General features: G+C 46.3%; 14 protein-coding genes. 2 read left to right on the forward strand and 12 right to left on the reverse strand.

Annotation, left to right across the window (positions count from 1 at the left end):
• The first annotated feature begins 14 nt into the window (after window positions 1-14).
• The gene (locus QMA41_RS09770; protein ID WP_281629513.1) at window positions 15-812 is read left to right on the forward strand and encodes a Cof-type HAD-IIB family hydrolase; all 798 of its coding nucleotides are present in this window, start codon (window positions 15-17) and stop codon (window positions 810-812) included.
• 148 nt (window positions 813-960) lie between these two features.
• Here the strand turns inward: QMA41_RS09770 and manA are convergent, their stop codons facing one another.
• The 3 genes from manA to mngA form a co-directional block, all read right to left on the reverse strand.
• Complete coding sequence (gene manA, locus QMA41_RS09775) at window positions 961-2,148, reverse strand: mannose-6-phosphate isomerase, class I (protein ID WP_171351562.1); 1,188 nt, start codon at window positions 2,146-2,148, stop codon at window positions 961-963.
• Between the two features lie 50 nt (window positions 2,149-2,198).
• The gene (mngB, locus tag QMA41_RS09780) at window positions 2,199-4,838 is read right to left on the reverse strand and encodes a mannosylglycerate hydrolase (RefSeq protein ID WP_281629514.1); all 2,640 of its coding nucleotides are present in this window, start codon (window positions 4,836-4,838) and stop codon (window positions 2,199-2,201) included.
• A gap of 125 nt (window positions 4,839-4,963) precedes the next feature.
• Window positions 4,964-6,904, reverse strand: a complete 1,941-nt coding sequence (mngA, locus tag QMA41_RS09785; protein WP_281629515.1) for a PTS 2-O-a-mannosyl-D-glycerate transporter subunit IIABC — start codon at window positions 6,902-6,904, stop codon at window positions 4,964-4,966.
• Window positions 6,905-7,192: 288 nt separating this feature from the next.
• Here mngA and QMA41_RS09790 point away from each other — a divergent pair, with 288 nt between their 5' ends.
• On the forward strand, window positions 7,193-7,912 hold the full coding sequence (locus QMA41_RS09790; protein ID WP_281629516.1) for a GntR family transcriptional regulator: 720 nt from the start codon (window positions 7,193-7,195) through the stop codon (window positions 7,910-7,912).
• A gap of 26 nt (window positions 7,913-7,938) precedes the next feature.
• Here the strand turns inward: QMA41_RS09790 and QMA41_RS09795 are convergent, their stop codons facing one another.
• From QMA41_RS09795 to QMA41_RS09835, 9 genes are all read right to left on the reverse strand, one after another.
• On the reverse strand, window positions 7,939-8,529 hold the full coding sequence (locus QMA41_RS09795) for a hypothetical protein (RefSeq protein ID WP_040122059.1): 591 nt from the start codon (window positions 8,527-8,529) through the stop codon (window positions 7,939-7,941).
• 87 nt (window positions 8,530-8,616) lie between these two features.
• Window positions 8,617-9,462, reverse strand: a complete 846-nt coding sequence (locus QMA41_RS09800) for a DMT family transporter (RefSeq protein ID WP_281629517.1) — start codon at window positions 9,460-9,462, stop codon at window positions 8,617-8,619.
• Window positions 9,463-9,605: 143 nt separating this feature from the next.
• Window positions 9,606-11,378, reverse strand: a complete 1,773-nt coding sequence (locus tag QMA41_RS09805; RefSeq protein WP_165579833.1) for a GNAT family N-acyltransferase — start codon at window positions 11,376-11,378, stop codon at window positions 9,606-9,608.
• 1 nt (window position 11,379) lies between these two features.
• Complete coding sequence (locus QMA41_RS09810; RefSeq protein ID WP_038160379.1) at window positions 11,380-11,832, reverse strand: hypothetical protein; 453 nt, start codon at window positions 11,830-11,832, stop codon at window positions 11,380-11,382.
• A gap of 15 nt (window positions 11,833-11,847) precedes the next feature.
• Complete coding sequence (locus tag QMA41_RS09815) at window positions 11,848-12,285, reverse strand: YHS domain-containing (seleno)protein (RefSeq protein WP_006961785.1); 438 nt, start codon at window positions 12,283-12,285, stop codon at window positions 11,848-11,850.
• The gene (locus QMA41_RS09820) at window positions 12,282-13,028 is read right to left on the reverse strand and encodes an NRDE family protein (RefSeq protein ID WP_040122062.1); all 747 of its coding nucleotides are present in this window, start codon (window positions 13,026-13,028) and stop codon (window positions 12,282-12,284) included. Before QMA41_RS09820 ends, QMA41_RS09815 begins: the two co-directional genes overlap by 4 nt.
• Window positions 13,029-13,031: 3 nt before the next feature.
• Window positions 13,032-13,553 carry a hypothetical protein gene (locus QMA41_RS09825; RefSeq protein WP_172853709.1) on the reverse strand — a complete coding sequence of 174 codons (522 nt, stop codon included), beginning with the start codon at window positions 13,551-13,553 and terminating at the stop codon, window positions 13,032-13,034.
• Window positions 13,554-13,604: 51 nt separating this feature from the next.
• Complete coding sequence (locus QMA41_RS09830; RefSeq protein WP_281629518.1) at window positions 13,605-14,735, reverse strand: D-alanine--D-alanine ligase; 1,131 nt, start codon at window positions 14,733-14,735, stop codon at window positions 13,605-13,607.
• Window positions 14,719-15,318: a VTT domain-containing protein gene (locus QMA41_RS09835; protein WP_006961789.1), complete on the reverse strand. Its 600-nt coding sequence runs from the start codon at window positions 15,316-15,318 to the stop codon at window positions 14,719-14,721. Before QMA41_RS09835 ends, QMA41_RS09830 begins: the two co-directional genes overlap by 17 nt.
• Between the last annotated feature and the right edge of the window lie 155 nt (window positions 15,319-15,473).

Here is a 15,473-nt window from a genome sequence, read left to right on the forward strand (position 1 = left end):
TAGGTAAACACAACATGTCGCTTTCAGATATCAAATTCATCGCTGCCGATATGGACGGCACTCTGCTGGATGAAAACAGCCAGCTAAACCCTGAATTCTTCGAACTGTACGAGCAGCTTGAACAGAAACAGATCATTTTTGCAGCGGCATCGGGGCGTCAGTATTACAGCCTGATGGAGACTTTCTCTCCAATTAAAGATCGTATGATGTTTGTCGCTGAAAACGGCACGCTGGTCATGCACCAAGGCAAAGAGCTTTACAGCTGCACAATTGATGGCAGTGCCATTGAAGCCATCATTCAGCAAGCACGAACAATTAGTGGAACACACATTGTGCTTTGCGGTAAAAACTCAGCTTACATCGAAACGCAAGACCCTCGCGCGTTGGAAGAGTTTGCCAAGTATTACCACCGCTGCGAGTATGTTGAAGATCTACTCAGCGTTGAAGAAGAGTTCATTAAAATCGCCATTTGCCACTTCGATGGAACTGAAGAACTCGTGTTCCCCGCCATGAACGAGCACTTTGGCGACAGTCATCAAGTGGTGGTGAGTGCTAAGATCTGGCTGGATGTGATGAATGCAGAGGCTTCAAAAGGCGCAGCCATTAAACATCTACAACAAACGCTTGGCTTTAGTCATGAACAAACCATGAGCTTTGGCGACTACCTAAATGACTTAGAAATGCTCAAAGAGAGCTATCACTCCTACGCGATGGAGAATGCTCACGACACCATTAAGCAGACCGCTCGATTCCGCGCACCAAGTAATCGAGAGAATGGCGTCCTTGAAGTCATTAAGGACAAGCTGCTTTAAACTCTCCTTAGATACAGAAGAAAAAACCCGCCAAGGCGGGTATGGTCAACAGAGCTGTTCAACTAAAATTACGACCATCAAACCAATATTGAGCCTTCAACTGCCAAGTGAAGGCTCCGGTATCTAATGCCTACCCTAATACGGGGGATCAGTTATAGGCACGAGCCAAAATACCGTTCCCTTGATATTGGTAAACGCTGGAATTATTGCTGACGAACACGGACTCTCCCGGCTTAAGTAGCACCTGCTCACCATTCGACTGCACGTATGCTTCCCCTTCGACGCAGAATAAAATTTCGGCACTGCGTAGATAAATCGATTTCACCTCATCGCTTACCGATAAGATATCAAAGCCAAAATCATCGACAGGAATGGGGTAAGTTAATCTGCCCTCTTTGACTACTGGCTCCATTTTTATTGTGCTTGGATCTATCGGCGTGAACTTTGTATTGTCGATAAGCTCTGGCACATCAATGTACTTAGGCGTTAACCCCGCGCGCAGCACATTGTCTGAGTTGGCCATGATCTCTAAACCCGTCCCTTTAACATAGGCATGAGGTGTTTCTGCATGTAAGAACATCGCCTCACCAGGAGCCAGTTCAATCGTATTAAGTAGCAAGGGGGAAAACAAACCAATGTCATCCGGATAGTGCTGGGAAAACTCTTGACTGTATTGTAGAGCTTCACGACATATCGCTGTTTTTGTAGGTCGTGATTGCGCCGCACCCAACTGTGCTAACGCACTCTGTTTACGTTGACCTGCCAGCGACATGATCGCACTGAAGAAAGTCTCTAAACCTTCACTGTTTGGGTTTGTCATTAATGCTTCAACTTCAAAGCTGAGTTCTGCAATGCTCGCCTCTCTGAATAAGGCAATGATTTGCTCGATTGGTCTAAAGCCGTTCATCGCTTTGTAAAATGTTAGTGCATAAACCAGCTCTGGTTTATGGTTTGCATCTTTGTAGTTTCGGGTTGGTGCGTCCAGAGCGATACCTTGCGCATTCTCACGTGCAAAGCCTATCTCTGCCTTTGATTTGCTTGGGTGAACTTGAATCGACAGCGGAGTTTCGGCGGCAAGAACCTTAAATAGGTAAGGCAGTTCACCAAAGCGCGCGGCTGTGTAATCCCCTAACATACCTGTACTGTCTTGCACCAGCACGTCTGACAGAAGCATCCCTGTTCCCGCGACTTTTGAGCAACCACTTGGGTGAGCCCCCATCCAAATTTCAGCCTGAGGCTGAGCTTTTGGGTTTTGAATCCCAAACAGTTCTGAGATGGATTGCGTACTTCCCCAAGCGTAATTTTGAATTACATTATCAAGTTTAAATAACGGCATCTTGTTCTCTCTCATGGCTGTGCTCGCTCGTCTGCGAGCACATATGTGAGTTAAAATTTCACTTGGAAGGTTTTCGCCTGGCAGGCTTTTAGCGTGCCGAATGACTCCAGCGCCACTTGGCTATCACGTACTTTCTCTTCGAAGTTAGTTTCTCGCCATGAAGCCACAGAGGAAGTAAACGAGACTTTATCTTCGATTTCGCCAGCTTCTGCTGGGTTGTAAACGCGTAGAATCAGAGCTTCTTCGTCTTCGGCTTTTTTCAGCACACTAAGAACAGCGCCTTTCTGTTCTTTACTCAGCAATGAGTAAGTAAGCGGTCTATCCTGCTCGCCTACGTTCAGCTTCATCGCGTTGTAAGGGATCTTGTTGTAGCACTCAATCGGAGTCACGTTATCGCGCGCTTCGGCCATAATATTGGCGTCAATATGATTTCCAACATAGCCAAACAGAGCGAATTCACACACTAACTTACCGCGCGTTTGTGAATCGGGCGTTGGGATCTTAATACCTGATGGACGACCTGGACGCAGCAAGAGCTCCTCTTTGCCCAATACGCCGACACCTCGCAGTAAAGTAAGCGCAAACGTGTCTCGCTGCTCATTGCCTTGGCTTGAGATCACTTCAAACTCACGTAGGCCATTGGTCATTAGCGCCAACCCACCCGTTTGATTTTCAACCGCAGCAAAGTTCATTAGCTGGTACACAGGCACTGGAGCTTCTTTCCACTTCTCTTGTTCCCAAACCGCCATTGCCGGATCGTTGGTTGGGCGAGAGATAAGGCCAAATTGGTTGTCAGCGACTACCTGCTGGGAAACAAATGGCGTAGGGGCAAGCACGCGAACGCGGTGATCGTTAGCTTGATTATCCAGTTCCATCCGCACTTCAATACGGCGTGAACCTTGTTTGAGAACCACTTGGCAATCGACATCAACAAAGCCATTTTGACCACTACGAGCCTCACGCTCTTGCAGGTTTTCAGGCACCTCCATACGGAACTGAATGTTTGCAACCGACTGGAAACCTTCGTGCTTAATATCGACTTGAGCATCGAACTCGTCTGAGTAAAGCAGCCACTCTTTGCGTGATGGCGAGTAATCATATTCATCACCATCGTCCGAGCCATCTTCAACCCGTAGAACTTGGTCAAAGGTCATCTCTGTCTGTTTATCAAAAATGGTCAGTGTGCCGTTATCATTTACAGCAATTCGATAGAACTCGTTCTCAAGCGCATCCCCCTGAGCCTCAATCGCTTTCACTTTTCCTTGCTGATTGGCTTGAACGTGCAAAGTGGTAAAGCCCATCGCAGGCACTGCATATTTGACTTGAATATCGTACTCGATAAACGGGTCGTAGTTACCGTAGTGAACGATCTGGCGGTCAATCTTCCCCGGATCAATCACACGCTGATCTTGAATAAAGTACTCGACCGGTTGACCGTTATCGTCAAACAGATCGAACTGCTCAGCACGAATTGTAATCGTGGTGTTGATCACCTCTTCACGCTGATAAGGTGAAAGATTGAAGAAAGCGAGTTTATCGCAACCTTCGCGAGTAGGCATATGGTCAACAATCTTACGCTTGTAGAAATTGATTAGATTGCTCGCCATGTCGTCAGCCAGAATATAGCGGTTGAGGATTTCAGCGTGTACCTTGTCAGAACAACAGCAGCCTATCGAATCATGAGCGTGGTTCTTCATGCTCTCTTTCCACATTTTTTCGATCAAGCCGTGGTGGTACTCAAAACCCAGCGACCAAGCAATTGACGCCAAAGGTTCTAGGACATTTACAATCTTGTTTTCAACTTCAGCGTGAATCAGTTTGATGTCCATTCGCGTTGAAGAGATGGTACGGTGAACACGCATGTATTTGCCGTCGTTAAATTCACCTTTGATGATATCTAGGTTGTCTCGCTCTTCACGAATACGGTCAAACACTTCCTCAAAGCGACTCATGACAAACTCACGTTCAGGATAAATTTCACGTAGCTTGTCCATCACCTCAAAGATGTCTTTCTGGATAGGCATTTGGTCATGACCGTTAGGCAACAAAATGTCTTTGGTCACCGAAGGTTTCTCTAGCACCGGGAAGTATTTGTCTAAACGCGCACGCAAACCCTCTTCATCTTGCGGTAAGTATTTACCAATGGCGTAGCCCAATGGTAGAACTTGCGCCATGACTTCAGAACCATCATTCGATTGCCATAGGAATTCAGTTTTGTCTGTCCCGTGGCGCTCAGAGCAGCCCCGCCAGAACATGGCGGTATCAATATCAAAGCCGTTGTAAATCATCGGTAGCTGAGAGCTCATCGAAAACGAATCTGGCAAGTAACCAATCTTCATTGGCTCGCCTAAAGCTAGGCAGTCACGCAATCCATAAAGCATGTTACGCACAATCGACTCACCGCCCACTTGCATGGTATCGGTTTGCGAATACCACGGGCCTACAATCAGTTTGCCTGCTTCAGCCAAGGCTTTAACACGCTGTTTGTTCTCAGGTTTAATAGCGAAGTAATCTTCAAGAACCGCCGTTTGACCATCAAGAACGTAGTATTTGTAATCAGGATCGCTTTCCAGACGCTGCATGATTTCTTCCATGTTGTTCACCAGAAGAATTCGCGACTCTTCTGTAGTGAAATACCATTCACGATCCCAGTGCATGTGTGGAGTAATATGAACGCGTGATGTAATCATTGTCGTATACCTATTTACTGCTGAGCAGTGACGAAATTTTGAATACCAAGGGAATGTTTTTTATACAAATTCACTGATTTTGGGCACAGCTATCCCGTGCCCATCAGTTTGTTTATTACTGAGTGTTAGTTTTGAGTAGCAACCTGAGCTTCGAACTTACCCTTTTTTACCGCATGGGCTCGCCAAGCAAGTAAGGTCACTGTAGAGATGGCAGTACCAATGATGGCAGCACCGAACCAGATAGCCGCTGCGGTAAAGGCACCAAGACCAGAGTCATGCAGCAAGAAGATGGAGAAGATACCTGCTCCCGGAGTCGATAGACCAATGCCCGCCGCACCAATCATCGCACCAGTCACCACTGAACCTAAGAGGAACGAGCCAATAACACGGATTGGATCTTCGATTGCCATTGGGATGGCACCTTCGGTAATGCCCGCTAGGCCAAGCAGCCAGGTCGATTTACCCGTTTCAATTTCAAAGTCTTTGAACAGACGCGGAGCGAGCATTGTGGACGCAGTGACTGTGAATGCAGAAACCATTTTTACCGAGCCGAAGATAGCATAAGGGCCATAAACACCATTCGCCATGGCACCCAGACAAAATGCGTAAGCGGCTTTATTGACGGGACCACCTAAGTCAAATGACACAAACAGACCGATGACTGCGCCAAGAAGCAAAGCATTGGTACCTGACATACCATTTAGCCAATCCGTAAGACCTTGGTTTAGCCAAGCAACCGGTTTGCCAATGACAAACAGCATCAATGAGCCCGCCACTAAAGTACCGATAACGGGATACAGATAGAAAGTCAGGAAGCCATTGAAGGCAGGGCTTAAGCGAACATTCTCTTTCACCCAGCGCATAACATAACCGGCAATCAAACCACCTACTACGCCACCAAGGAAACCAGAACCGATTAAATTCGCAGCGATACCAGCAGCAAAGCCAGGGCCCAATGCAGGCTTATCGGCCAGCGAGTATGCTGTGTAAGCAGCGAGAACCGGTACCATCAAAGTACCAAGTAGACCACCACCGAGTTTACGGTACATCCACAACCATGAATCTTGTGTGGCATAGAGATCTTGCAGGTCAAAAATTTGTGCGATGAGAACAGCGACCGCAAGAACAGTACCACCTGCAACGATCAAAGGTACCGCATAAGAAATACCAGACAGTAGCGCTTGTTTGAGTTCAGTTTTTAGCGGTAATTTTTTAGGCTTGTCTTCCATCGCAACTGCAGCAGAGCTGCGACCCGCTTTACCGGCTTCTATTGCCTCATTTAGGATGCGCTCAGAGTGCTTAATCGGCTCTGCTACTGGCACTTCTACACGTGGAATACCATTGAAACGCTCCACTTCTTTGATAGCGACTTCAGCAGCAAAGACCACAGCAACGGCTTTGTTCAATTGTTCAGCAGTTAAACGGTCTTCAATGCCATTTGCTCCCTGCTTCTCAACGTGAACGTTATAGCCAAGTTTGCTGCCAGTTTTTTCCAAATATTCAGCCGCCATATAGGTATGAGCAATACCCGCTGGGCACGCTGTCACACACACAATGGTCGGAGCATCAATATTATTTGTCTTACAGTTATCTTCAAATTCCTCTTGAGATTCTTGCTTGCCAAGCAGATCAAGAATTTGTTCTACATTTGTAGCATTCAATACCGCTTGACGCACATCGTCATCAACCAGTGTGGTTGTCAGCTCCGTCAGCAGATGCATGTGGGTAGAGCCCGCTTCTGCATTTGGAATGGCGATCAGAAAGATAAGATTAACGTCTTCTTCCTCATCTAAACCTTTCCATTTCAAGTCTTGCTTTAGTGTCGCGACTGCAAAAGCAGCTTCTTTTACTGCGTCAGTTTTACCATGAGGTACCGCCAGTCCTTCGCCTAGGGCTGTAGGTCCCTGCTCTTCACGAGCAAATACCGCTTGCAGATACTCTTCTTTATTATGCAGTTTGCCTTGTTGGTTTAATTGTTCGGCAAGCGCTTCAATCGCTGCATCACGACTGTCAAAAGTCGTTTGTAGGTTAATCAGCGATGGGTTGGTAAGAGATGTTAGATTCATAACTTTTGTCCCATTGTCACATTTATTGATTGTTGTCCGTTCAACAATGAGAATAATAATACCTTTTAGATACAAACAATCCACGATCAAGATCTCGTTTGAATTAAAATATGTATTATTTTTGTATTATCAACATTGATTCATTTACAAACTAATACTTGTATTAAGCACCTTAATTCGTATTATGTTGGCTTTACAGCATTAGATTACTCAAATGATAGTTCAAACACCGCCCTCTCGTTTGTAACGAGATCATGATGACGTCATTTGTATTGTGTAGAGGTAAGCATGGCAAGATTGCCGATGTATCGCCAAATTGCGGACGCAATTCGAGAAAAAATAAGCAGTAGTGAGTATAAGGTTGGCGAAGCGCTACCTACAGAAGCGCAGTTACGGGAAGAGTTTTCCGTCAGCCGCGTTACAGTAAGACAAGCTTTAAAGCTACTGATTGAGAACGAAGAGCTTGAAAGCATTCAAGGCAGTGGTACCTACGTAAAAGAGAACAAGGTTAACTACGACATCTACCAGCAAAGCAGTTTTGCTGAAAAATGGGCTCACCTTGATGGTGTCACTCATAGTGACGTACTGGCATTTGAAATCCAATCCGCGTCTTTGACAATGGCTGAGCACTTAGAGATCAGCGAAGGCGAGCGTATATTCTACATCAAACGCGTTCGCTTCCTCGACGACAACCCCATAACAGTAGAAGAAACCTGGATGCCGACTGAGATGTTTCCCGATCTCACTTATCAGGTGATGCAGGGCTCAAAGTATGACTTCATTGAAAACCAAAAAGGGCTAGTCATTGATCGCAGCGAGCAAGAGATCATTCCAGTTCTTCCTCCTGACGAGATCGCAAAGCAACTCGGTATAGATCCAGCAGAGCCAATTATTGAAAAACGCACGCGCGGCTATTTGCATGGCGATACTGTCTTTGAATACAGCCGTAACTATTTCAAATCAAGCGACTACAAATTTACCTTGATAGCGAAAAGACACAAATCTTAGCCACAATAAAGCCTGTTTTTGCTCAATCAGGCTTTTTCTTTCTCCGAGAGTTCTGCGAGTTGCTGCGTGATTTCTTCTTGCCTCTTGGAACAGCGTTCAACTGCCTCTGCGGTCACCTTAAGGGCTTTAGCCATCTGAGACACATTGTGTGTTGCACTGAATACCGTACTCTGAAGTGGTCTTAGCAATAACCAGTACACAGCACCGATGACAGCGATCAAGATGACACCGACCAAAGCGACGATCAACACGATCTTAAACTGCAAATCGTCGAAGAATCGCTGACTCTTTTCACTGACAACTTGTTGCGAGTGCTGAATAGCGGCAGGGAAGCTAGCAACGGAGTCTCTGGAGATGGAGACCAGTTGATTGAGGTTAGAAATAGTCTCACTCAACGTCTGCTTTTGTTGTTCAGTCAGATTATCACTGTGCGCAATACCATCGAGAGCGCCAGCAATATTATCCAACGATGCACGAGTTTGATCGATGGACTTCTCTATCCCGTCCAACTCCAGCGTAACATTAACGTCAATAAATGCACTGTCACTCTCAGGTGGTTGCTGTCCAAAAGCACTCAGAGAGATTAAAGCAAGCCCCAGCGTCATCCAGATTTTCATCGATTACTTCTCATTAAATTCATATCTCTTCTCCATAATTTAGCTGTGATTTCAGCGCGTTACTGAGACACATAACAAAAACGAGAGTTAACTCCTGAAACGAGCAGTAAAAATCAGCGCAATGCCCCCTAAAATCAGCAATGACGACATGACTGCATTTAGAGTAATCGTTTCACCAAGTAGTAAACTACCCGCAATAAACGCAATCACAGGTACCGCCAACTGAGAAACAGAAGCTTGAAGAACGGAAAGTTGCTTTAAAACCTGATACCAAAGAATGTAACCGAACCCTGATGCGAACACCCCAGACAGTAGCGCCCACATTGCTCCCTGCGCAGTGACGGACTCCAATGAGAGTAGTGCAGGGCTGAGCATCAGAGCCATCAGGCTCGCCACCAAAAAACCATGAGTTATCGACTGAGCAGCATTGGCAGTATTACGGCCCAGCAATGTGAACCCAGCCCAACAAATACCTGAGATCAACATTAAAGCAGCGGAACCGAAATCGGGTGTCTCGGCAGACGGCAACATAAGCACAACAAACCCCGTCAGAGAAATACCAATGCCAATGCTCTCACCTATTTTAAGGCGGTTACCTGTCATTAAATGGAAAGCAATCAGTGCCATCTGAACCATTCCGAATAGAATCAACGCTCCCGTCCCTGTAGTGAGCTGGGTATACGCGAATGAAAAGCTTACCGCATAACCAAACAGTGCTCCCCCAGCCCACCAACTGGCTCTGTCGCTGACAAATTGGTAGTTCATCTGGCCTCTGAAAGCTAAGATAAGCCATAGCGTCACCGCCCCAGACACCAAACGAATCAAAGTAAAGGAGCCTGGATCAATAGCGTGATTTGCGAGAGCAAACCGACAGAAAAATGAGTTAGCGGCAAACGCAGTGAGCGCAGCGACAAGAAGAATAGATTTGTGCATAAATTTCCCTTTCAACCATAGGATTGTATGGCGAAAGCTGAGGTTTAGGATAGCTCGGTTGTTTCTGGTTAATACTCGAAAGCTATATCGATAGACAATTAAAAAGCCGCGATGATTATCGCGGCTTAGACTCATGGATGAGTTTAGTGAGACTGTTCACTGCTTAGTTGTGCAGAATGAATATCTTGATACGCTTTCGCTTCATCCCGCCCCATATATTTACCTAATGTTCTGACTGGTACCGAAGTCAGGTCGACAACAATCAAGCCATCCAGCGCAAAGTTAAAGGCAGGGTCAACATTAAAGCAAACCAGCTTACCGTTCATTCCGAGGTATTGTCTCAATAACACAGGTAACCCCATACCTTGCTCAAGGCGACTCAGCACTTTAGAGAGCAACGGTAAATCAGCCAATGAACTCAGCATGTCCGGACGCCAGAATTCCTGACCACTTTTCTCTAGTGGTGTGGTTGGCGACACAAGCTTTGCCTTCTCTTCATCGTAATAATGGACAGACATTACCGATGCAATCAGCTGTCTCGCGACCGGGCTGTAATCATTGCTGATACTGACCGGACCAAATAAATGTGTGTATTTCGGATGGCGCTCAACAAACTTGGCGATGCCTTTCCATAGCAGGAGTAAGGAATGCATGTTACGTTGGTATTGTTTCGACACCACAGAACGCCCAAGCTCAATCGACTGGCCTAACGTATCAACGAACGCTTCGTCATAGTTAAACAAGCTGGTGGAATACAGCTGCTCTATCCCACCTTTAGCGATCAGTTCATCCACAAGACCTAAGCGATAAGCACCCACTAAATCTTGGTTTGCACGGTTCCAGACAAACAACTGATGGTAGTGCGGGTCGAATCTGTCGATATCGCACGATAAACCGCTGCCTTCACCGACTTCACGGAAGCTCTCTTCACGCACACGGCCAATCTCCTCCATCATGTGTGGAATCACATCCGTTGGAGCGCAGTAAACATCAAAGTCACCTTGTTCGAGGAGCTTGTATTGTTCAATCTGCGACAACTCATTCTCCAATGTGGCAACACCAACAGGGGCAATGATTGGCTCGGCATCATCCGTCTGCAGTGCAGACGTCTGTGGCTTTCCCATACTGCCCATTAAATACGTGTTCAGGCGGAAGTACTGGGTAATATCTTCTTCATCCTCAAAACCTTTGATTTCTGAGAATGGGATAGCATTGCCGATTGATACGGATATCGTCTGCCCTGATTTGTTGAGCAGTTCACGTCCAAGTAGCGCCGTTCTCAGCAAAGGGTGGATTCGTCCCGCTTGATAGAAGAGCTTGCTGTTCATACCATTGATAAAAACCGGCACCGTTGTCGCTTCGGCATGCTTCACAAACTTGGCGACAGACTTACTCCAGGCTTTATCGGTGATTTTATTTTCGTTTGCCTGCCAAGCGGAGACTTCGCCCGCAGGGAAGATAATCAACACCCCACCCTCTTTGAGGTGTTGATTGGCTTCTTTGATCGCTTTTCTGTTGGTCTGTCTTGCTTGTTCTCCACCAAATACGTTCACTCCAATGAACAGATCATCCAGTTCAGGAATGCGTTTTAGCAGTTCATTCGCCAGCACTTTTACGTCCTTTCGCGCCTTAGAAATCAGAGACGCGAGAATTATCCCTTCGATGCCACCAAACGGATGGTTAGCCACAATCAACACCGAACCTTCGGCGGGGATATTTTCCAGACTGCCATGATCAACTTCATACTGAGTGCCAATTCGGTTGAGTGCTTCTTGCATAAACTCAAAGCTGTCTTCCGGCAAGATATCTTGCTTGTAGAGTGCGTCGAGCGTTGATAAACCCGTTGCCCACTCCACCATTGACTCACCAATACCAAACGGCGTTTTTCGCGGCAATCTGAAAGGACTATCCAACATATTAAGCTCCTTTTGCTAGCAGGTTGTTGGTAAACGTTCCTTCCGTTTTCACATCACGGATGAAGAGGAACACACCGCACGACCAAACAATACATGCCATACCAAATAGCAGACCACCGTCGTCACCAACAATCTCACCCATAGCGTTGAACTCAGGCATTACAATGCCTAGTGGCGTGAATAGGTGGAAGAAAATCGCACCTGTCATAATGCCTGCACTCATTGCCGCACCAACACCGTGTAAACGAGTAAACAACAGGATTGAGGCAATCAGCTCGGAAAAACCAATTAAGTAACCACCGTAAACACCAAACCATTCAATCCCTGACCATTCCCCTAGCGTGCCAAAGATATGGTCCGTTTCATAAGAGCCAGAGAACTTAAAGAACAACGATTGAATAAAGACAAAGGCAATAAACGCTGAAGGAATATGCTTAATCGGAGAAAATTTCATAGAGGGAAGTCCTTGTTAGTTAACTAAAGTTGGCCAATTGATGTCAGCTTGTTTGATGTGACCTGCGCGGTCGTCATCCCACCAGCTTTTCACTTCTGCGTCATAGTTCAGGTAAAGCTTACCGTCGACGATCGCCCATTGTTTTGGATCTGCTGACGCAAAATCGTTTTTAGCTGAAATCGCCCACGCGCAGTAACCGCCATATTGAGGAGCGTAAGCCTCAGGGTCTGCTTTAAATTTGTCTAAATTTTCCTGAGAAGAGAAATACCAGTCAGCACCCTCATACTCGACTTGCCACTTGCTGTCTCCTTTAACAGGTTTGCCTTCGGTAAAATAGGCAACCGTGTCATAACCGCTCACTGCTTTGCTGCTGAATATTCCGGTGTAAATTTTATCTGCTGACCAAGATGGGAAACTGACTAACATGATTAAAAGGGCAAATAACTTCTTCATTTGAAGACTCCTTGTTCTACAACGTCGGCCTTCAAACAACTTTGTGTCGTTCGAAAATCAACATTGCGGTGATTGTCGATTGATTGGTAATTCATCTCTTGTTTAGTAGAAGACACGACAACTGAGGTAAAACTTACAGTGCGAGCGTCATTTCTTTCCATAAGAGGAGAAAGGTGCGGATAGCTGTCATCAAACGTCTGATGAAAGCGTTTACCTATCTCTTCATCTGGCGTCGTCAACACTAATTCGTTAAACAAACTTAGGCGATATTGTCTGGCTTCTTCGTAGTGCAAAGCCGCCGAGACTATCGGCGCAAACGCATGTGAACGAGTAAGCTGCTCCCCATCCCAAGTCCATAACACGGTTTCATTCGCTGTTCTGCGTGTATCGAAAGAAACCACAGTGAAAGGTGCAAAATGTGTCAGTTCCATTTCCAATAATCGAGCATCGACAGTCTGACTGGAACAACTGCTAGCAAGACGTTTAATGATCATACCCCGACTGGTTAGCGGACCTTTTGGTGTCTTCCCTTGGTAGAAGTTAAGTAGGCACACAGTAACACCGTGTTCATTGGCGGAAATCCAACTGCCTCCACCCACAGGGTCAATCGGCATCACACAGTGCACACCATCAATGACCAGACTTTGTGGCTCAAGCGCTGGCAGGCGAGAACGCTGCTCGTCGCGATTGAAATAGACTTCGTAGTGGTTATTGCCATGGTAAACCCAAGATAATGTACACATAGATTACTGCGCCCTTTGGTAAGTTGCCGTCGTTGGTGCGACGCCAAAATGGCTATCTGAGGCCACGCCTCTTAACGATGCCACGACTTTCGCCATCGCAAAGTGATGAGTAGCGTGGAGCGCGGCGAAGGTAATTTCGCGGACAAAGGTCGAAGTCACTTCTTCAACGTGCGTTTGAGAGAGCATCACTTCTGTTTCGACTTGTACTGGCTGGTGTAATTCATTGGCTGGTAAACCAAACAGCCACTCAATCAGCTCAGCGATTTCCTGCTTAGCGACATTAATATCTCGCTCGACGTTATGACCGCGGCGGCGAACGTTGTAATCAATTTTGTCACGGTCCAAACGAATCGCATGAAATAGGTCTAGCCAATGACGGTAGTGCTCACCAATCGAGCTGCTCACATGAGGCTGGGCGATATAAGTATAATCTTCCGGTTGCAGCGTTTCTAAAAACTCGTAGCCCTGATTGAGCGTCTCAATGCAGCCGACAACGGCCTGAGAAGTCTGAGATTTAGCAAGCATGGCTGAAAGCGTCGAAGTATTCTTCATAAACATTTTTCCTGCGCAGAGCTATTAATCGGTCATGGGATAAAGCTGAGTCAGCAATTTTTCTTCTCGCCACGCCCGTAATAGCGCACCCAGAGAAGGCGTTTGATGGCCTTGCTGTTTGTGTTTAGAGCCAATTTGATAAAGCAAACGGTACTGCTTAAGCAGCGTACTGAAGATATGCGACAGTGATGTGTCGCTGTCCCAGATATGCGCAGCTTCACTACTTGCGCCATTGATTTCGAGAATGTCGAACGCTTCACCACGCATTAATGCGTTGATATCTTTAAATTTCACATCCAGACGACCGTAGTTAAAGCCTTCAAAATCACCGAGAACTTCGTCCAGCTTTTGTTCGAGAGCCTCCGTTATGAATTGATTGCCATCGCGGAAGATACAACCACGCGAATGGCTGCCCGCAAATGCCAACTGAAACTCGTCCCCTTCCGGAATAACCACATCGAGATGTTCACTATGACGAGGCAAATACAAATGCTGGAGTTTGCCTGCGCGTGGACAGTGCTCAATCAGCTGCTTGAGTGAAGAGCGTCCATCACCCGTCACACGTGGGGAGTATTTAAGAGTGATGGAAATAACCTTGCCTCGCTCCTCTCCCGGTTGTCTGACATAGAATATTCCCGCTTCAGCACTGTAGTCTGAGCGAACTTGCAACAGAAATCGTCCTTGAGAAGGGAACTGAGCAATATAGTCTTTGAGTTGTTGGTCGCCATTCACCAACTTGACCCCAACCCCTCGGCAACCCAAATCAGGCTTTGCCACAAGAGGGTAAGTAATTCCTTGTTGTTTGAGTTGTTCTTTTGCTTGTGTAAACAATTGCTCTTCGTTGATGTCAGATTTCTCCAACGTAATGAAAGGCAAAATCCACTGGCGAGTAATATCTCCAGCCGCGCTGAAAATGTCGTGTTTGGATTCTCCAACCATACCGCTAAGTTTGATCGCAGGGTTAGCAATCAGCGGCAGTGCCCAATCTCTGTGATACAGGCTTAATGCTGCACTTTGGATAACCACAGGCGCATAAACGAACCAAGCTGGTAAAAATTCAAATGGCGAGATGACTCTTTTCGGTTCATGGAGAACTGGCATTCCCGCATTGACCTTTCCTTGTGGAATCATTTCGACATTAGCGAGCTGTGTCATAAGAGCCTCTTAAGAATGTTTTTGTAATAATTTTATTGAGCATCCACATTAAGCATAGACCTGCCGGAATCAGCACCCAGCTTACGTGACTCTCTTTCAGCCAGGCCACACTGCCTAACTGGTAGAAGGAACCAAAAATCAAAGCAGTCCAAAGCCCTGTTGCACCAATCACCGCGACAAAAAATCGCATCATAGGCACATCAAGAAAACCACTTAGCGTGAAGCCCACCGTGCGTAGGCCAGGAATGAAACGAACAATAAACAGGGTGATAAACGCGCTCTGGTGAAGTTTCTTCTTCACTTGACGGACACGTTGATATTGGAAAATTCGATATCGTAGGAAGCGTACACGTTGTGCACTTTTCCCCATCAGATAGAGGCCAAGATCTCCTGTAGCAATCCCAACGAAGATAGCCGCTAGCGCCATACTCATTGGCATTAGCTCTTGTACTGCGAGCGTTGCCGCGGTCACGATGGCTAAGTCTTCCAGTAAATAAGAAAGCAGGATGATGCCAACAAACAGCATTGCGACTGATGTATGCCCAGCGTACAACCATGCCTGTATCTGATTTGCTAACTCCATCTCTAACCTCAGCAATACTTCTTCAAATGTTCAGCGCTACTCGCATAGGCCGGCTAACTATCCATGGCGTTTATTGCTACGCCATGGTTAACAAGATAGGGAAATCAATAAGAAAATTTCACATACATACAATTTAGTTGAAAAAAATCCGCTAA

Source organism: Vibrio sp. St2 (genome assembly GCF_947311885.1).
Lineage (GTDB): Bacteria > Pseudomonadota > Gammaproteobacteria > Enterobacterales > Vibrionaceae > Vibrio > Vibrio coralliilyticus.